Genomic DNA, 20,893 nt, shown 5'->3' on the forward strand with positions numbered 1-20,893 from the left:
ACCTATCATTTTAGTTATTCTGTAGCAGCCGCTTTATTCAGTCACAATCATCGTCCAATATTTCAGGGAAGGCAATGTGAAAGAGACAACTCCGTTCTCCTGTGTAAAGGCCAATTCCTGCAAAGCTCCTCCGTGTACATCCGGCGACGCTACCCACAGCTTATTCACCTTTGCCGACAGATTCATTTGCAAAGCCGCTTTTGTAATCAAAGCCGGTTCCGGCATCGTACCGTCCACATCTCTCCAACTAAGACTGTTCGCTTGCGAGAAATTAAGAAGATGTATCACTTGCTTGCCACCTACCTGCTTGGCATAAGTAGTAACCGATCCCTGTTGAGGAGGCCAACTATTCAATCTCATTTCGCCATTGGTACAATTCATGGAAACACTATTTTCCGTACCACCGTCACGAAGCAGATTCTGATAAGAAGTCAGGAAATCATAATAACGAACCATCGCTGTTTTCAGTTCTTCGCTCATTGTCAGGTTCTCATTCGGAAAGTACTCTTTGCACAACATGTGATCGCCTCCCAACTCAAGGTGCGAACCACCCAAAGCAAACATGACAGCATCTGTCAATAAGATACCCGGCGTATTAAATTCTCCCCGGTTATCCGCTTTATTATAATTCATATAAGCTGCAAAAACCGTATTCAACTGATAATTGCCATATACTCCATTTTCATAAAGAATGGCTTTCAGATTGGTAAAATCAGCCTCATCTGCCCACACCTCATTATAGAAGAAATCAACTTTACCTGTCTCCCCTATCTGACGGGCACCGTAACGGCTGACCGCATTCATCACCAAACTCTTGTCCGGATGAGCCTGCTTCGTCGCTTCAATAAAAGAAGCATATCCCTCACGCAGATTGACCGGAATACCGTTGTAATTGTAAAGCGTGCTGCGTCGTCCCAACTGGTCTATCTGATAGCCGTCGAAGGCAAAGTTCGCATATACATCATCATTCCTCTCGTTCAAATATTTCTGCCATTCCTTATTAGAAGGATCTACCAGATAAATATTACTTTTCCATCCGCCCGGCAGATCATGACTATCTTTAATAGTGTGAGAAGCATCCTTAAACAAATACCATTCCTCCTTCACCCCGTCCGCAGCGGCATCCTTCAACGCCCCAAAACAAAGATTGTAAAACATAGACTTCATACCGAAACGATGCTGCGCTTCAATGTAATTCTTCACAGAACTTGTATAAACCTCCCGGTTAGCGATGTCCATATATACTTCGTCCAACTGCGTACGTGTACCGCCCAACGGCCAGTGATGTTTATTATGCCAGTCCTGAAACTGTACCCAATTGATGTGATGACGATTCAGATACGCCATCTCTTCCTGCGTCTTTTCAGCCGTCTTCTCCCGACTGAAATCAGCGACAAAACCATAACGGGGAAAACGTGCCGGATCACTGGATACATCTACCGCAATCGTACCGAGAATCACATCTGTACCATTCTCCTGACGGTACAGTTCCGCCATATATCCTTTGAAATCAGTAGTAGGCGGTTGCCATGTCCAACTGGTACCATTTACCGACTCTTCTCCGACAACCTCCCCTAAAAGACGATAACGAACTTTAGTTCCGGCAGGCAACGCATCTTCTGCTGTAAATACCACTTTCTCCCCCGGTTTATAGAAAGCCTTATCCGTAGACAGGTCCACACTTAAATCCGATGTTACCGGAGTCACTTCGGTGACACTGCCCGAAGCTCCTCCATTCTCTTGGTTCGACCCATGATCGTCACTGCAAGCCATACACAGGAAAGCAGCCACCAAATATATTATTTTCTTCATCTTGAATTCTTGTTTTATTGTTTCACAATCGAAATCGTCTCTTTCAACTGGTCAATCGTAATCCGATAAGAACCGGCTTCCTGAATATTCCATTTATAATCCAAACTACCCAAATCTGTATCCGGATACATACTGTTCAACTCCGCATCCGACTTAGCAACGAACAATGCCGTCTCTACTTCCCCCGTCGGAGCCTTGTTGCTCTTATCCGCCATAAACCAATCCCCGTTCCAGTCTGACTGCTTATCGCAGGATATCTTCATCTCACCTGCCTTCAGCGTGCCGCTCCAGGTAAAGATATAAGGACTGTCGGCACTCTTAGTCATCGGAGTAGCATTGCCTAAATCCCATCCGTTCGGAGTTGCCTCACCCACCAGATACAGCCCTTCGTAAGGAGTGAACGGACGCATCAGCATCTTTTCTTTTCCTTTACCTGTATAGAACCATACTTTATAAGGCTTGCCACATTCGGCTTCCTTCATCTGCCATTTATTATCGTCACCTCCAAGCACTACGGATGTCGAAGTGTACGGAGCATTAGCCATGGTAGGATGGAAGAAAGCATCCGCCTGACCGAAATCTGTCACAGAAGCGAATTTAAATTCTCCGTCCGCCTTCCAGGGAATCACGGCTCCATAATGGAACAGATCCATTTGGACAGCATCTTTAGACAGTGCTTCAAATCCCCAACCATTGTTACCCGTAAACGAACCGACAATGAAAAACTCCTCATATCTCCAGCCAATATCTTCCGTTTCGGTAAGTGTCAATGTCAGGTCGAGCAGGTTTGCTTTTACGATATAAGTTGCTTCTTTACTGATTGTGAACTGTTCGTCCGGTTGGTCACCCGATGTACGGTAGGTCAGTTTGAATCCTTCTTCGGCAGTAGCATCACGGTTGTACGACGGCAGGAATTCTCCTAAGGTCGTTATAAATTTAAACGATCCGGTATTCAGCTTTCCTGTCCATGTAAATTGTCCGTTATCCGTACGTTCCATTGCCGTTGCGTTATCGGCGCTCCATCCGTTCGGAGTAGCATCACCAATCAGGTAAAGCGTCGTAGTAACCGGCTGGTAAGTAGTCACCGTAAAGGCAGCCGTCGCAATCTGTTTCTGATCTTCCATTCCGGCAACAACCGCTGTGATACGTGCTTCCAACTCCGCTTTCACGGCATAACCGATACCGAACTGCGTATGCAGAAATTGGTTAAGTTCTTCCACTTTCTTAGTCCATTGATACGTTCCCGTACCCAAATCTACCGAATAAGGATTCGCAAAGTCCGTTCCGGCTTTCGCCAGTTCCAGCGTATAAGAGATACGGTTACCGCTTCCATAATTCGTTCCGGTAGTCCATGAAAGCGCCAGCGCCTCCTGACTATGGTTCTTTTCGTTCAACACCAACTCCTGCTGATTCACCGAAAGGGTGAGGGTATCATGTCCTTTATCTGTCTCCATATAATCCTCGGTACAAGCAACCATCGTTCCACCGATGAAAAGAGAGCATAACAACTGATATATATATTTCTTCATCATATTATTTGTCTAAATGAATGATTATAAAACGGATTAATAACCGGGATTTTGAGTCATCAGGTGATTGGAGTCCATCTCCGTCTGCGGAATAGGCAACAGGAGACGTTCTTTGGTCACATTATTCTTACCGATAGATTTCAGGAATGTCAATGCATAATTTCCATTATCAACCCGGATCATATCGAACCAGCGATGTCCCTCAAAAGCAAGTTCCATCCGACGTTCGTGAATAATCTTTTCTCTCATTTCGGTCTGCGTCAGAGTAGTCGGCAGCTCTGTCAGTCCGGCACGCTTACGAACGATATTCAATGGTTCGGCAGCCTGATCCGGATGTCCCTGCTCATTCAAAGCTTCCGCTTTCTTCAGTAAGACATCCGCATAACGGTATACTACAAAGTTGTTGGGGTTGGTATTATACTCCGGAGAGACGGTTTTCGACACAAGGAACTTACGTACGTTATAACCCGTATTGGACCAGGAACGTTTGTATTCCATACCATCAAAAGCAGGACAACCCTGATACAACACAGTGATATCTTTCCGCAAATCACCGTCTTCGTATTGCTTGACAAACTCTTCCGTAGGCAGATTCCATCCATAAGCACCGGCTACCATACCCGAATTACGTGGTCCCATGAAAGTAGACAACCAGGATGCTTGATTATCGCCGCCCCAAAAGTCATATTCCGTACTACCGGAGTATTGCACTTCGAAGAGAGATTCCGCACCATTATTGATCGTCGCATTAAAGTTATCGGCATAATTGCATTGAGTCAGATCATATCCCATTGCAGCAATGTTATTGCACAAGGTCACTACTTCATTATAATAGTCGCGATGGTTGGGAGCCAGTGTCAGGTAAATATCCGCCAGCATCGCCATTGCAGCCTCTTTGCAGGCACGTCCCCTGTCAGCATCTCCATAACTGCTTTTCGGAGGAAGCATATTCACTGCATTTTTGCAGTCGGAAAGAATTTGAGCATATACCTCATCTACCGTATTACGGGCAATATCCGCAGATTCTCCCGGTTCAAACGGCTCCAAGCGCAAAGGCACCCCTCCGTACAAACGAACCAGAATATAATAATAATGTGCACGCAGGAAATAAGCCTCACCCATGCAACGGGTCTTTATCTCATCGGAGACAGATGCTGAAGGCAAATTGGAAAGCACGATGTTGCAACGTCCGATCCCAACCCACGGAGAACGCCATACATACAAGGCAAAGCCGTTATCGCTCTGGGCAATGAAATTGGAAGCCTGAACAGTCTCCAAACCGTCAGTACCTCCTCCGGCTCCTACTTCACTGTTGCCTGCGATGATGTCGAGGCTCCAAATACGCTGGTTATACATATTAGATGACTGAAGAGTCTTGTAGCAGGCAGTAGTCAGTGCCACAGCAATCTCATTCGTCACTTCCGATTCGGGATCGACGCCATATTTGGGATATTTATCCAAGAAATCGTTGCACGATGTCAATGCCAGCACGGCAGACATAAATACCAAAGTTATTATCTTTTTCATATTCTTTCTCCTGATTTAAAAGTTAAAGTTCAAGCCCATACTGAAAGTACGTGAAATCGGGTAACGGCTGCTGTCGATGCCATTAATATCCACTTCCGGGTCGAAGCCGGAATATCCGGTGATAGTTGCCACATTCTCGCAAGAGAAAGAGATGCGGGCATTTTCCAGTTGAATCTTTTGCATCCACTTTTTAGGCAGTGTATACGAAAGCGTGATGTTCTTCAGACGGAGATAGGAACCGTTTTCCACAAACCTGTCGGATACACGGCAGTTCTGGTTCGGGTCTCCCCAAATGGCGCGGGGCATAGAGTTGCTGGTACCTTCACCCGTCCAGCGGTTCAATACGGCTGTGGTTTGGTTGTAAGCGGCTGCCATTCCTTCGTTGTCAACATTGTTGGCGTTATAAATCTTGTTTCCCGATACGCCTTGCAGGAAAACGGAGAGTTCCCATCCCTTATAAGAGAAATTATTGCTTAAAGAGAAGAACCAGTTCGGATTCGGGTTACCGATAACGGTACGGTCTTCATCGTTGATGACTCCATCGTTATTCAAATCCCGGAAACGGATATCCCCCGGAGCTGCTCCCGGTTGGGTGGCGTGGCGGTTTACTTCCTCCCAGTTTTGGAAAAGTCCGTCGGTCACGTATCCGTAGAATACATTGATCGGATAACCGGCTCTAAGCATAGTCACGTATGAGTTACCCATCTGATTGATAAACATCGGAGTTTCGCTGTTCAGATCCAGAATTTCATTCTTGTTATAGGTAGCCGTTAAAGCAGATTCCCAAGAGAAAAGACCTTTCAGGTTGATGGTGCGCAGGGTCATTTCCACCCCTTTGTTGCGCATCTTGCCGGCATTGGTAAAGGTTTCAGTAGTATCTTCAAAACCGGAGGTGATAGGGATGGAAGCTTTCACCAACATGTCTGCCGTCTTCTTGATGTAGGCATCCAGCGAAAGGTTGACACGTGAATTGAACAGGCTCATATCCACACCGAAGTTGGTTTGGCGTACCTCTTCCCAATGAATATTCGGATTGGAAAGGGTGGTAGATACCAAAGCGGTGGAGTTGTTGTTGCCGAAAGGATAGACTCCCGTATTATAGGAAGCCACAAAGCCGTAGTTACCAATTTCCTGATTACCGGTCACACCGTATCCGATACGCAGTTTGAGGTCATTCACCGGAGAGTTGTCTTTCGGGAACCATTCTTCCTGCGAAATACGCCATGCCAGAGAAACGGAAGGGAATGTTCCCCAACGGTTGTTCTTACCGAAGCGGGAGGAACCGTCACGGCGCACAGTGGCTGTAAGCAGGTATTTATCTTCGTAAGAATAGTTGAGACGTGCCATCAGAGAGAGCAGTGCCCAGTCGCTCTGGCTGCCACCGATGCTGTACATCTTCTCGCCGTTGTCCATCTCATGGATATTATCAAACATGAAGATATTCTTTTGAGCATTCAGGTAATCATAGTTGTTCCACTGGGCGGAAGAACCTGCCATCACCCCTACACGATGTTTTTGGGCGAAAGTATGGTCGAATACAAAATAATTATCCCACAGGTAGGTAAATGATTTGTTGTCACTCTTATAGCGGGAAGATTCTTCTACCGGATTCGGTTTCCAGTCGTAAGCCGGAGTAAAGTTGTCTACAAACCAGAATTTGGCGTCATAACCGAAGGTGCTTTTCAACTTCAACCATTTGGTAAAGGCAATCTCTCCGGTGATATTTGCCAGAAAGTTATATCCTTTCGTCTCGTTCGTCATCATGTACAACGTACCGATCGGATTGCGGACACTTCCATACCATTGCGCTTCCTGTCCGGGACCGCTCCAGCTACCGTCTTCATTCTTCACCGGCTGGATGGGAAGTGCTTTCATCGCATCTCCGATGCTATAGCTTCCTCCTTCTTTCACGTCCGTACTGAATGTCAGGTTAGTAGTGAACTTCAACCATTTATTGACCTGGGCATCACTATTTGCCTGAAAGTTGAAACGACGGTAATTAACGCTTTCCACGATACCGGACTGGTCGAGGAAACCGCCGGATACATAGTAATGTGCCTTTTCCGTACCACCGGAATAGCTAACCGAATAGCTTTGTTTCACTCCCGTACGTAGCATCTCATCCAGCCAGTTCGTTCCTGTTCCCAATAAAGAAGGGTCTGCCCAATAAGGGTTTGTATTATCATCATTATTAGACAGCATATCATTGCTCAAAGCGGCATATTGCGCAGCATTCAGCATATCGGGCACTTTAGTAGCGTTCTGAATAGCCCAGTTTGCGTTTACCGTTACTTTTCCGGCACCTTCGGCACCACGTTTGCTGGTAATCATCACCACACCGTTGGCACCACGCGAACCATAGATAGCTGTTGCCGAAGCATCTTTCAATACGTCTACCCGTTCCACATCAGCCATATTCAAGGAAGACAATCCCAAGTCGGTAGGAATTCCGTCAATGACAATCAGCGGGTTACTGTTATTGATCGTACCCAAACCACGGATTTTAATGGTGACATTATCACCCGGCTTACCGGCATCGATTATCTGCACGCCGGATACTTTTCCCTGCATTGCCTGACCGATATTAGCTACCGGAGAGTCTTTGATGTCCTTCACTCCGACAGAAGATACGGCACCAGTCAAATCGCTCTTTTTCATCGTTCCGTAACCTACTACAACAACTTCGTCCAATACTTCCGTATCTTCCTGCAAGGTTACTTTCAACGAGTTTTTCCCGTTCACCGGAACAGTCTGCGTTTTATAGCCGACAAAAGAGATAGTCAGCGTGCTGTTAGCCGGAACGCTTAATGAGAAATTACCGTCTACATCGGTTATCGTACCATTCGTTGTACGTCCTTCCACCACACTGGCACCGATCACCGGTTCACCCGTGGCATCTACTACATGTCCTTTTATTGAAATCTGTTGTGCGAATGCACTAAGAGATAGGAACAAGCCCCACATTATTAATAAGAGGCGGCGTTCAAAGCCTTTCGACTTCATACTCTGTTTCATGTACATTAATTTAAAGTTAATATTAGGGTTACTTTTGTTTTCGTTCTCTGTGTCATTGCTGAAATGACCGTGAAACAAAAGTATCCACATTTCATACTGCTTCTTAAAGCAGATAGCAAAAATATAGTGATTTATACAGTGTCTCACAGCATAAACCACTAAATATAAGAACGTTATAAAATAGAAGTCAGACTAAAAAAGTAGTGGTTTTCTTATTCTTCCACCTTCCCTATTTGCATTACTTTAGTCTCAAATTCATCTCTTTCTCCCAAAGCTTTGTTACGGACACGGGTCCGGTAATTATAAATGGTAGTCACGGAATAACGGAGGAATTGCGCTATCTTGGTACTGTCCGTAATCCCCAGCCGGATAAGGGCAAAGATACGGAGTTCGGTGTTCAACAGTTCTCCCGGTTTGGGTTGCATGGGTTCTGTGAGCAGCGCATTAAATTCCTCCACAAAATTGGGGAAGAGTTGCAGGAAAGTCATGTCGAAGTTTGCATAAAACTCTTTCAGTTCTTCGTCAAGGAATTGAGAAGATTTAATGGCTTTATATAGTTCTTCCACTCTTCCGGCAGCGGCAATTTTATTCAGGGAACGACGGTATAAATCCATCTTGTCGAGATAAGTGGAGCATTGGTCCATATATCGGCCGATATATTCCTCCTTGATATAGTTGGCTTCCGAAAGCGTATGGTTCATCTCTTTCAGTTGCGAATTAGAGTCGTGAAGTTCTTCGTTCAGTTCTTGCAACAACGTATTGGTATCGACCACTTCGCGACGTGCGGCAGCAACCTTTTTCATCTGCTTGTAAACGAAGAAAATGGCAACCAACAAAAATACGGAAAGCAAACTGATACAAATCAATGATACTTTCATCTCCTGCTGCTGCCGTTTGGTTTTCAATTGGTAAGCCTGGTCAATGATAGGAAAGACTTGCGAGATTTCTAACGTACGAAGGCGGGCATTACAAAGAGTGGCATCCTCTAAGGAGCATTTCAGGTAATTGTAGGCACGGTCAATATCCCCTTCATCGTAGACAAGGGAAGCGAGTTTGCGCAAAGATACATATTCCTTTACTGCCGATTTCAGGTCGGCAATAGCCGAAAGGGCCAGGTAATGTTTTTGCCCTTGTTTGTCGCCTTTCAACCGGTAACCTTCGGAGAGAGTATAAGTAAGCATTGCTTTTGAATGGTCATCCAAAGAAGGTTTGTTGTAATATTCCATCAGCATACGGATGGCTTCATCGTATTGAGCATGTACGATACACTTATCCGCCATCACCAATACGTGCCCCAAAGAGTCGGAAGCGTTGACCTGCAGCAGAGAGTCACGATACAGATCCGTCATTCGATAATACTCTTTCTTGACTTTCTCCGTAACGGCATAATCTCCCATCAATCCGTAAATAGTGCGATACAGATGATAATAGTAACCATAGAGATAATCGGGCAACGTTTTCTTATCAATCTGCCCCAATAGTTCCAACGCTTCTTTATACATTCCGGTAGTTCCCATCACTTCCGCCATATTCATGGCAGCATCATCCAGATAATCCAGTTTATCCATGCGATGCGCCAGTTCCTCTTTCCGTTGAGCATAGACAAAAGACGAATCCAGATTATAAGCCCGGTATTCATCGAAAAGACGTCCGCAAAAACCATATCGTTGTTCATCGGAAGTAGCCTCCGCCAACAATTTCTTCAGGTCAGCGATACGCGCCTCCTTTTCCGCTCCATAGGTCTGACGGTTTTTAATGATACCATCAATCTCACGAAGTAACGCATCGGTACTCTTATTATCTTTTGCATAAAGCAGACCGGAAAGGACGATTGTCACAAAAATCAGAATCACTTTTTTCATAGTGCCGTATGTATTATAGTTGCAAAGATAAAAGTCTTTCAGAAACTTCCGGCTTTCAGGAGAAAATTATTGCAGACGGAAAACCAATGTTTATTAAAACAGGAAGCATTACAAATTTATTATGAACATAATTATTATATTTATAATAATGTCATCGTTGGAACAACCATCAATATACAGATAAATTCAAAAGTATGTATTCACAGCAAATTCAAACTGTTCTATAAATATTTTCTTAAATGGATATATATTATTTTGTTCATAGAAAACTAACATAGCTTTCTTATAGTCGATAGAATCAACTGAACGAAATGATAAAGGACAATAACCGTTGGCTATAAGTATTGCATTACTTGTTATACGGGCAGTACGTTTATTACCATCAGCAAATGGCTGAATGTAAGATAACAGAACTAAAGCTAGGAAAGCTTTATCAAAGATACTCTCCTTATTATTGATTAATTGACAAGTGTCTTCCATAGCTTCTCTTATTTGATATTCATTATCAAGTGGACGATAATTCGTACCCGTAATACCAACACGCCGAGAACGAATATGACGCTCAACTCCCAGTTCTTTAATAAGGATACTATGAATGTCTTCAATCTTTCTTATTGATAAATACTGAAGATAATCAGGATTATCTAAAATAAAATCAAGAGCTTCCTTGTGATTTAGTAGCATAATGGCTTCTTCTTTAGTTTTACCTTTTGCTTCTTCTTTTTCCAGCAAAAGTCTTTCCGTTTCAAGAAGATTATATGTGTTCCCTTCAATTTGAGAAGACTTCCAACTAAGATCCACACCTAACCTTTCCATTTCTTTCCGGTACTCTCCGTCTGTCATTTCTAATACATTTCTTCTAAACGTTTCTTGAAGAGCCGTTAAATGTTTCCGTTCATCCATCGTGAAAGGGTCAACATTAGGCAATATATCAGGAATAAGGCTGAAATTGAAAGCTTGTTGAATTTCACGCTCATCAACTTCTTTCCGAAAGTATGATTCTAAGTCGAAATAACTTGTAACAAACGTTTGTGGTGTTAGTTTATAACATGTGGCAGGTCCTTGCCCTATGACTTCAATACTTCCAGCGGAAATCATGGCAGCTAATAAACGCTTGAATGTGGCGACACTTACTTTAGTATTCACTCCCTCCATTAATTCTGACCTAGAAGATAGAGGATGAAAACGAAGATATTGTTGAATTTCTTCTTCCATTGCTATTTAATTGATTATATCGGCTCAAAAATACATAATATTATTAATATATCGGCTCAAAATGAGCCAATAATTACAGTGTATAGGACTCTTTTGAGCCGATATGAAAATCTTCAGCTACCTGTTAGTAGTCTCATATTGTTTCTGCATTGCTTTGATCTATTCTTCAGAATTCTTATTTATCACAGCAATTTTATCCTGTAATTCTTTATTCTGGATTTCAGATAATCTCATCTGTTCAGTATGGATCTTCTGACTGTCCTCTGTGGTGAAATAGTTCATTTCTGCACTCTAATGAGGTAAATACAGTTTTTTGAAACACTATCCAATAGAATGATTATATTTGCATTTTGATATAAGAAACAAATTACAAACTATTAATCAGTAAACCATGAGATTCAGCAACGTAAGATTATTAGTGAAAGACTTCGCCAAATGCTTCAAGTTCTACACCGAACAACTCGGATTAGAGCCATCCTGGGGAGATGAAAATAGCGGATATGCCAATTTTAAAGTAGCTGACGGGATAAAAGGCTTCACCCTTTTTGTATCCGACTGGATGGCACCTGCGGTAGGCAATGCAGATAAGCAACAGCCCGTTGCGATGCGTGAGAAATTAATGGTTTCATTCAGTGTAGATAACCTCGACGAAACTTTTGCCGATCTAAAAGCAAAAGGCGTGACGTTTATCACCGAACCTACGGATATGCCCGATTGGGGGATGCGTACCCTATACCTGCGCGATCCCGAAGAAAACTTGATAGAACTCTTTACCCCTCTAGCACCGGAGCAATGTAGCCAGGAGCTCCTCGAAGAAGATAAGAAATTTCAATAAGAAAGTTTGTTATAAAGAAATGTGCCCATACGAGTGAGCCGGAAAAATGATAGTTAATGAGCCCTATAGTGACATCGCTATGGGGCTCATACATTAACTTGATATTGCAGATATTCACTTGCCTTTCAACTTTATAGCAAGAAACTCACAAAGTAGAATATGAATCTGATTAATAAGCCCTCAACCCATAATCGAATCTCATCTTCTTGCTATCTTTCACTTCGATTTTCAACAGATTACTTCCTTTCCGCAAGTAACGGCTGTAATCGCTGATATTATATTGATTATATTGCCTGGTCTGCTTTGCCTCCTGCGCAAAGACTTCTACACCATTCAGCCAAACTTTGGCTTCTCCGGCAACATTCAGCCATAAAGACAGATGATTGAAATCCTTATCCACCTTAAAAGTAGCTTCTGATACTACCGTAGAACGAGGGGGACAGTCGAAAGGCAAAGAAGTCATTTTCAGCTCCTGACCGTTCATACCGACAAGGCGGGTATTCTTGCTTCCGTTCTGACTGTCTGCAATCAAAGTAACCGCTTTCACGGGAGTGATTTCATACAAACGGTTGTGCATCAGGTGTAACAAGCCTTCCGGTATTTTAGTTACTTTCCGGTCGTAAGTAATCAGGCCGTTCACTTCTCCTTCCACATCAGTGGTTTGTGTATAAACAGCCGCACTCAACCCTTGGGCAATCAGCGTTTCCAAATCATATACCAGACGGCCGTAACTATCAATCAGAGCCATTGCTCCGTCTATATTCTTATACCCCCAGTTCCTCATATTCGGATTCCAGATATGTTCCTTGATCGCCCAGCCATAGCCGCCGAATTCTCCCAGTACGGAAATGCGGTTACCGTTGTTCTCCGGCAGAATCATGGAAGTGACAGGATAATTATGTACGTCGTACATATCGCCTACGCCTCTGTCCGTCCAGCCGGTCACTCCGTTTATCAGGCGTGTATCGTCGTATTTTATCACTTTATTTACGATTTCCACCGTGTTATGCTGTCCCCATCCTTCATTGAAAACCACCCAGGTAGTGATACAGGGATAGAAACGGAGACGGTCAATCATCTCGAACATTTCTTTTTGCCATTGGCGGGTGTGTTCTTCGGGAGCGTTCCAATCAGTAGTAGCCAACGGATTGACGTGTTCCTCCTTCTTCCTTGACGTAGCAAAACCGGAAACCATGTCTTGCCACATCATCAATCCCAGAGAATCGGCGTAATAATAATATTGCTCCGGTTCTACTTTGATATGTTTACGGATCATATTGAATCCCATCTTTTTCAATTGCACCATGTCCCACAACATCGCTTCCTCGGAAGGAGGAGTCAACAATCCGTCGGGCCACCAGCCTTGATCCAATGGACCGTATTGGAAGATGGGTTGGTTATTCAGGCAAATACGGTTATATCCGCACTCATCTTTACGGACATCTACTTTTCTCAAGGCAAAGTAACTCTTTACCCGGTCTAAAACACGTCCTCCATTGGATAAGACAATATTTAGATGATACAGTTTCGGAGATTCGGGAGACCATAAGACAGCGTTCGGAACGTCTATCTCCATCGCATTACTCAACTTCTGTTCCACCGTCTTGATTACTTTGCCATCATCCAACACTTCTATTTTCACTTCTTCATTGCCTTTGGCTCCGATTATATCGAAAGCCAGCTTCACGGATTTTCTCTCAATATCAGTGGAAGGAAGTACCTGACGAATATAGGTTTTATTCACCGCTTCCAGCCACACAGTTTGCCAAATGCCCGATACAGGCGTGTACCAGATACCTTCCTGGTTAAGTTGCTGTTTTCCTCGGGAGATAGACTCCGTGTCCGTCGGGTCGGTGACGGCTACTTCAATGCTTTGAGGACCACTCTTCTTCAGGTATTTAGTAATATCAAACGAGAACGGGTTGTTTCCTCCTTTATGCGTACCGACCAACCGGTTATTCACCCATACTTGACATTCATAATCCACTGCTCCGAAATGCAGGATAGCAGATTTATTCTTCCAGGAAGGATCTAAGGAGAACTCACGTTGATACCATAGTTTATCCGTAGGAAGAAATGTTTTCTGCACTCCGGACAGAGATGATTCAATCGCAAACGGGACCAGGATTTCCCCTTCAAAGGAAACATTCTTCCGAGGCGTGTTCTGATCCGTTACGGCATACTTCCACAATCCGTTCAGATTGATCCATTCTGCCCGTTGCAACTGTGGTCTGGGATAACTTTGCCACACATTTTCCGGCGTCACCTGTTCAGCCCATACTGTTTTAATTTTATCTCCTTTAGGCTCCCATGCATGGGTAAACACCTGCGACATGGCTCCTAAAGCCAGAGTTAGTAAGATTCTCTTATCCATAAGCATTAGCGGGTTTTATATTCTTTAAAATCTTTCCGTCGATTCTTATTGTAGGTATTCCACATTTTCTGGAAATACAGTACATCACTCTTGTCCGCCCATTCGAAATAGGCTGTTTCCAATTCTTTTGCCATTTCAGGATATTTGCCGATCAGGTTGTGCTGTTCAGTACGATCTTCCTTGATGTTGTACAATTCCCATTCATCTCCCTTGAAGTTGGCGGAAACCAGCTTCCAGTCACCTTTACGCACCATGCGATTGCCTTCATGTTCCGCATAGATGTATCTTTCGGGCATCTTCTTTCCTTTCACAATCGGAAGGATAGACTGACCTGCCGTAGGCAGAATCGCTCTTCCCTGATATTCTTTCGGATAAGTGGCTCCTGCCAGTTCCACACAAGTAGACATGATATCGGAGAATTGTGCAGGCTGATGATTCAGTCCGCCTTTGTTCTTCACATGATTACCCCAGGAAATGATACACGGAGTAGAAATACCTCCTTCGTGTGCATAATGTTTATACAGCGTGAACGGCGTGCAGCAGACATTTGCCCAGCCTGTACCGTAATGATGATAGGTTCCGGGCAAACCCATTTGGTCGAGTTCTTCTCCGGTATGGGTATGGTATTCGACTCCGGTCTGTTTGTCGAAACCGAATTCGTGCCATTCGGCACAAGCTCCGTTATCGGACATAAACATGATAAATGTATTGTCCAACTCACCGTTCTTCTTCAATTCATCTACTACCCGGCCGATGTTCGCGTCCATCACATCTACCATAGCAGCAAAAATGGACATACGCCGTGCGAGGTCGGTCTGCTGATCTTTCGTCAATGAGTCCCATGCAGGTAGCGGATGCGTTTCATCTTCAAACAGACTTTCGGGAACTACACCACGTGGACTAAGTGCCGGTTTGCCTTGCATGAGTTTCAGGTCCACAATCCGTTTCCAGCGGGCGTCACGAATCTTGTCCCATCCCTGCATATAGAGAGACATATATTTATCGGTCACTTCTTTCGGTGCGTGCAAAGGGAAATGGGGAGCGTTATAAGCCAGATACAGGAACAACGGTTTCTTCTCCTGATGTGCCTGGTCGATAAAGTCAATCGCATAATCCGTTATCACATTGGTAGCGTAGAAAGTTCCTTCCTCATAGTGTCTGGGCGTACGGTCTTTCGGCAAACGGGTATATACCGCCGGATTCCAGAAAGAGTTGAATCCGCCCAACAAACCGTAATACTCCTGGAAACCACGAAGAATGGGATTCGACTTATTCCCTAGATGCCACTTTCCCGACATCGCCGTAAAGTATCCGGCATCTTTCAGGACTTCCGCAATCGTGACGTTATCCGAATTGGAACGGAAACCGGAATATCCTTTCGGCCAGGCAGGATGACTGCCGTCCATGTGTCCCAATCCCGTCTGATGCGGATAAAGTCCCGTCAACAGGTTGGCACGCGACGGGCAACTACGGGCACTGTTGTACATCTGCGTCATACGGACGCCATTCTTTGCCAGTTTATCCAGTACCGGTGTATGAATCTCACCACCGAAACAGCCGAGATCGGAGAAGCCCAAATCGTCTGCCAGTATGATAATAATATTCGGCTTGTCCTGCGCATACGTCATCGGGACCAGAGCCAGGCTGCCTGCTATCAATAAAGAAGTTTTCATTTGGTATTATAATTAAAGTTGGGTTTGAATTTACCATTCTCATAGATCATCGGAATTAATCCGGGACGGCACGTCACTTTATACTCTGCCGCCTGTGCCCCACGCGGATTGAAGAACATGGTAGCCCACCAGTTTCCATCCTTATCCTGGAAAAGATTGTTGTGTCCTCCTCCCGTGATGGCATTGTAGCGTTCGCTATAGGGACCATACACATTATCGGCTGTCGAGATGATGCAGTCGTAACTATAACGTGTCTTCGGCGAGGTTACTCCCTTTTTCTCGATATAGGTATCTCCCTCCGACGTACGGTGCGACCATATAGCCTGTACGAGGTGATATTTGTTATCATATTTGAAGATAAACGCTCCTTCAATATACGGTTCCGGATTATATTTTTTCTCTTTCAATGTTTTCAGTTCCTCGGCAAATCCGCTCATATCCGGTTTCATACGGGCGATATAATGGTTGTGCCCGACAAAGTAGACAGTGCCGTTCGTATCTTCGAACAAACTTCCGTCGATGTTCGGGAAGATAGCTTTGTCTTTATTACCTTCGATATTCTCGTACGGACCTTCCGGTTTTCCGGTCTTGCTCCGCAAAATAAAAGAACCTCTCCCGCCTGCCGACTCATTCATGCAGGCAACGATAAACCAGTTCTTCGCGCTTTTGATATAATGCATTTCCGGAGCCCACACTGCATGAAAGCGGTTGTCCATCGGATCACCGTTGATGGATTTCTTCTGATATTTCTCTCCTGCTTTATATACTTTCGGTTTCTTTTGCCAGGTTCCGTCTTTTTCCATCGACCATATTTGTCCTCTGGCTTCCCAGGACTTCATATCTTTGGAACGCCACAGGTACAAACCGTCGTTCCAGTCCCAGCAATGCCTCTGTCCCGGAAAGTAACGATCGGGAGTAGAGGTGGTTCCTGTGATATAATAATAACCGTCGGGACCCAGTGTAGCCCAAGTGTCCCTCATCCAATAATCAAATGCCGGCTTTACAGATGTCGGAACACGTAGTTCCGGAGCGTTTGTATCTGCCGTTCCATATAACTGTGCTGATGCTGTAGAGATGGAAATAAATCCTGTAAACAAGATCAATCCTAATCGCAAAATCAATTTCATATATTTCTGTTTTATGTTTACGGATACAAAAATAGGCCGTTGCGGGGCAGACTTCATGGAATCATGTTTTTAATATCCGTAGGTATGTACAATCTTCTTATTTTTTAGTATTCCGGATGGAGATAATTAAATGGATTCTGTTTAAAATGGTAACGTCTTTGCGGGAGAGGCAGCGGGTCCTGCAAACGCAACTCCCATGCCAGTAAACGGGTCAGAAGTTCTGTTTGAATTTCGCTGTATTTCTTCTCGCCAAACAGATTATGAACTTCCGAAGGATCTTTCTTTAAATTATAGAGTTCTCCGTTGCCATAATGATTCATGACCAGTTTCCAGTCATCCTTTCTTATCATGCGTGAGGTACCGCTTTGCGTCCAGGTGTTCAGTTCGTCGAAGTGGGCTATTTTGCCGGGAGTCAATGCTCCTTCCTGTTCAAAAGTCAGGGAGGCATCCAGTCCGACATCGGCTCCTCCGAAGCCTTGTTGTACGACCATGCTGGAGAATTCTTCTTTAGGGTAAGCTTTTCCGGTCAGCATCGGCCACAAGCTACGACCCTGAACTCCTGCCGGTATTTCGGCACCGATGGCAGAGCAGAAGGTGGGGAAAAGGTCGGCTATCGATACGTGGCTATCCATAGGGGCAGGCTGGTTTTTAATGTGATATCCTGCCCATACCATCGGGATACGTGCGAGGCTTTCGGAAAGTCCGGCTCCTTTACGGATCAATCCGTATTCCCCCCAGTAGTCACCGTGGTCGGAAAGTACGACAAAGAGGGTGTTTTCATATTGTCCGCTGGCTTTCAATGATTCGATCAGTCTCTTGATCTGATCGTCTATCAACCGGATCATTCCGATATAGTTGGCACGGATTCGAGGCAAGTCTTGTTCCAGGTTCGGGCAGGACGCGTCTTCCAGTTGCGCCAAAATACGGTATTTCTCTCCTTTCTTTGCCAAATCTTTGCGGGAGGTCTTTAAGACAGGGAGCTTATCGGGGGAGAACATGGAGTAATAGGGTTCACATACCTGATAAGGGTTGTGAGGTTCCGGAAAAGAGACCCATACGAAGAAAGGATTTTCTTTCTGCTGTTTAATCCATGCCAGCGCTTCGTTCACGATTTTGGTGGGATGCTGTTCTTCCAGCGAGATGGGAGATGGCTCCAGCCATTGCCCCCTGGCTTGCTGATTCAGGAAACGGGCAGTCTCTTTCTCTGCGGGAGTCGTCTTTTTGTGCTTTCCCCAGTGTCCGTATTCAGACCAGAAATCCAAGTCGGCAGGTTTCAGGTAAGCGTGATTCTTGCCAACCAATGCTGTTTTATATCCGTTTTCTTTCAATACGCCCACTAAGTCCTGTTGATAGGAGATGTCGGGGATATTGTGATTCGTGCGTACGTGAGTGGCGGAAGGAAAACGCCCGGTGAACATGGAACAACGTGCCGGAGAGCTGGCCGGCATCACAGTGTATGCCTTATTGAACCATACATTCTCCTGCGCCAAACGGTCGACAAAGGGAGTCACTTCCAGCGGAAAACCTTCCCTGCCGCACAAATCGGCACGCTGCTGATCGGTCATAATAACCACAATATTCGGTTTGCCGGTTTGCGCCTGAACTGACATAGCCAAACCTTGTATGGCAAGTCCTGTGATACAAAAGATTGTTTTCATTTTATTTTTATTTGCTATTTGACAATTTAGAGTTCACCACGGAGGACACAGAGGACACGGAGGCTTAATCATTTTATTCATTACAGAGTAACACAGAGTCTCACGCTTTTTTTACAGCTAACTGCATCTATCACTCTGTTCCTTGCAGAAAGAGAGAAAAAATGCTGTGTCCTCTGTGCTCTCTGTGTCCTCTGTGGTGAACTAAAAACGATATACAACCATGGAAGCTGCCTCCAGTTCGAACGGTTGATTCAGGTCCAGCCCGACTTCCGTCTCTACCGGTTGGACTTCATTCGGAGCAAACGGTGTGTTCTCTTTTCCCGGAACCAGTACCAGGCTTGTTTTATGTGCCTTGACGGGACGTTTGAAGCCGGAAACTTCCGGTTGTAGAGTGACTTTTTTATCCTTCAGGTTTATCAGTTTCAGGATATATTGTTTGCTGGCCGTATCATATCCCATCGTAACAAAGATGTTCTGCAAACCTTCTATATCCTTGATCGCTGCATCCAGACACACGTCAAACGTGTTATCCCTGAACATCTTTGCCAGATAGAAGAAGGAAGTCTTTACGCTACTGTCTACTCCATTAATCAACATCGGCAGGAAGATACGGTGTTCCAGAAAGTCCCAATGCCTCATCACCGGACGTTCAGCAAACAAGGGATTCAAATCGCCGTTGCGTTCTATTGACATACGAATGGCTCCGGTAGCCAGCAGGTTATAAGGATATTTTCCGCTAATACCCAATTCGCCGATAAACAGCTCGGCAACACCCCGTTTGTAGTTATCAAAACGATAATGCTGTTCGCAAGCCCATTCGATTGAGTTATAATAATGTTCGTCGAACACTTTCACATTCTTCGGGTTGACAAAATTGGGAATATCCTTCCGTTTGTCATCATTCTCTCTTCCGACTACACGGATGACACTATTGGCTATATAAATCAAGTCAGGATATTTGGCGGACAACGCCTGATAGATTTTCTCATAACGCTCCCAATACACAGGTCCGAAATCTTCATTTCCAATCTCGATATATTTTAGCGGGAAAGGAGCGGGATGACCGTTCTTTGCCCGTTCAGCTCCCCATTTCGTAGTTGTATCACCAATGGCATACTCGATGGCATCCAACGCATCCTGGATATAAGCGTCCAGATCGACATCAATGTGTCTGAAATTCCACTGTGGACTTTGCTTCACCCAACCGCTGCAAATCATACCCGTAGGCATCACATACATCGCATCGGCTCCCACATATTCGCACAATTCATAAAACTCATGATAACCGATTCCGTCGGTACGGTAATAAGGCGCCCATTTGCTCCACTGTCCCGGACGATTTTCAATCGGTCCGAGCGTCTTTTTCCAGTGATACATCGTTTCTTCATTGACTCCGTGCACGATGCATCCGCCCGGAAAACGGATAAAGCTGGGAGAAAACTCTTTCAGGTTCTGAACAATGTCTTTACGGAATACGGATTTTCCATCGTTCCAGGTATCGGACGGGAACAGGGAAACGACATCTATCTGAAATTGTCCTTTCGACATCGGTTGTATGGCAAACATTCCACGCCGGACGTTCTTTTCCGGTTTCAGTTCACCGGTATATTTTGTCCAGTCCCGATTCCCTACATTCACTTCGATCACATTGCTCACCCGTTGTCCCCATTCGTCAACTAGAAATACACGTAACGGAGCGGAATAATTTCTGTTCTTCAGAAACAAGGAAAGGCGGTAAGACGTATCCGTCTTCAAGTTCATTCCATAATATCCACGGTTGAGAATCAGGGCATCCGGATGGTTCGCAATATCTTCCGTGACATTAACCAGCATCGAATACTTATTTTCCCCGCTCATCGGATTTTCATCCGTGCGACTGATAAATACAGGAGTATATGATAACGGATAAGTCGTCCATCCAATCAGCGGATCGGCCTGAAACACTTTTTTCTCTTTAACGCGGGGAGCCGGAACATTTTCATAAAGACCGTTCTTCACAGATAATCCGGCAGGCGGTGTAGCTTCTTCAAACGAACGGTTACGTATCAGTTCGGCGTGCAGGGCACCCTCGCCCATCATTCCTATTTCTTCATAATGGAAACCGTACTTTACGGGAGCCACTTTGTGGGTTTTCGATTTATTGATATACAACGTTCCATCGGAAGAAGACGGAGAGGAACTATTCCCATATACCAGAGGTAATGTGAAAAACAGACCGATACCAAACGTAAAGGATTTGAATGTCGAATGATTCATAGCATTTGTT

The 20,893-nt window shown here is 44.7% G+C and carries 12 protein-coding genes; 1 reads left to right on the top strand and 11 read right to left on the bottom strand.

Annotated elements, in window-relative coordinates:
* Positions 1 to 33 precede the first annotated feature (33 nt).
* The 6 genes from INE92_RS18730 to INE92_RS18755 all read right to left on the bottom strand — a co-directional run bounded on the left by INE92_RS18730 (position 34) and on the right by INE92_RS18755 (position 10,960).
* Positions 34 to 1,812, bottom strand: coding sequence for an endo-dextranase (locus tag INE92_RS18730; RefSeq protein WP_004317415.1), 1,779 nt, complete (start codon positions 1,810 to 1,812; stop codon positions 34 to 36).
* Between the two features lie 14 nt (positions 1,813 to 1,826).
* Positions 1,827 to 3,341 (bottom strand): SusF/SusE family outer membrane protein, encoded by a 1,515-nt coding sequence (locus INE92_RS18735; protein WP_004317414.1) that lies wholly within the window; start codon positions 3,339 to 3,341, stop codon positions 1,827 to 1,829.
* Positions 3,342 to 3,377: 36 nt separating this feature from the next.
* On the bottom strand, positions 3,378 to 4,841 hold the full coding sequence (locus INE92_RS18740) for a RagB/SusD family nutrient uptake outer membrane protein (protein WP_008997587.1): 1,464 nt from the start codon (positions 4,839 to 4,841) through the stop codon (positions 3,378 to 3,380).
* A gap of 42 nt (positions 4,842 to 4,883) precedes the next feature.
* Positions 4,884 to 7,883 carry a SusC/RagA family TonB-linked outer membrane protein gene (locus INE92_RS18745; protein ID WP_008770512.1) on the bottom strand — a complete coding sequence of 1,000 codons (3,000 nt, stop codon included), beginning with the start codon at positions 7,881 to 7,883 and terminating at the stop codon, positions 4,884 to 4,886.
* 212 nt (positions 7,884 to 8,095) lie between these two features.
* Positions 8,096 to 9,745: a DUF6377 domain-containing protein gene (locus INE92_RS18750; protein ID WP_004298604.1), complete on the bottom strand. Its 1,650-nt coding sequence runs from the start codon at positions 9,743 to 9,745 to the stop codon at positions 8,096 to 8,098.
* Positions 9,746 to 9,931: 186 nt separating this feature from the next.
* Positions 9,932 to 10,960, bottom strand: a complete 1,029-nt coding sequence (locus INE92_RS18755) for a Fic family protein (protein WP_004317407.1) — start codon at positions 10,958 to 10,960, stop codon at positions 9,932 to 9,934.
* Positions 10,961 to 11,351: 391 nt separating this feature from the next.
* On the opposite strand from INE92_RS18755, the gene INE92_RS18760 reads away from it, so the two are divergent.
* A complete protein-coding gene (locus INE92_RS18760; RefSeq protein WP_008775310.1) occupies positions 11,352 to 11,795 on the top strand; it encodes a VOC family protein in 444 nt (147 codons plus the stop codon).
* A gap of 169 nt (positions 11,796 to 11,964) precedes the next feature.
* Here the strand turns inward: INE92_RS18760 and INE92_RS18765 are convergent, their stop codons facing one another.
* From INE92_RS18765 to INE92_RS18785, 5 genes are all read right to left on the bottom strand, one after another.
* Positions 11,965 to 14,169, bottom strand: coding sequence for a glycoside hydrolase family 2 protein (locus INE92_RS18765; protein ID WP_195436317.1), 2,205 nt, complete (start codon positions 14,167 to 14,169; stop codon positions 11,965 to 11,967).
* A 5-nt stretch (positions 14,170 to 14,174) separates the two neighbouring features.
* Positions 14,175 to 15,842, bottom strand: coding sequence for an arylsulfatase (locus INE92_RS18770; RefSeq protein WP_004298622.1), 1,668 nt, complete (start codon positions 15,840 to 15,842; stop codon positions 14,175 to 14,177).
* A complete protein-coding gene (locus tag INE92_RS18775; RefSeq protein WP_004298624.1) occupies positions 15,839 to 17,026 on the bottom strand; it encodes a family 43 glycosylhydrolase in 1,188 nt (395 codons plus the stop codon). Before INE92_RS18775 ends, INE92_RS18770 begins: the two co-directional genes overlap by 4 nt.
* A 47-nt stretch (positions 17,027 to 17,073) precedes the next feature.
* Positions 17,074 to 18,627, bottom strand: a complete 1,554-nt coding sequence (locus INE92_RS18780; RefSeq protein ID WP_004298626.1) for a sulfatase family protein — start codon at positions 18,625 to 18,627, stop codon at positions 17,074 to 17,076.
* A gap of 201 nt (positions 18,628 to 18,828) precedes the next feature.
* Entirely contained in the window at positions 18,829 to 20,883 is a 2,055-nt protein-coding gene (locus INE92_RS18785; RefSeq protein ID WP_195436318.1) for an alpha-L-arabinofuranosidase C-terminal domain-containing protein, read from the bottom strand.
* Between the last annotated feature and the right edge of the window lie 10 nt (positions 20,884 to 20,893).

Source organism: Bacteroides xylanisolvens (assembly GCF_018289135.1).
Classification (GTDB): domain Bacteria; phylum Bacteroidota; class Bacteroidia; order Bacteroidales; family Bacteroidaceae; genus Bacteroides; species Bacteroides xylanisolvens.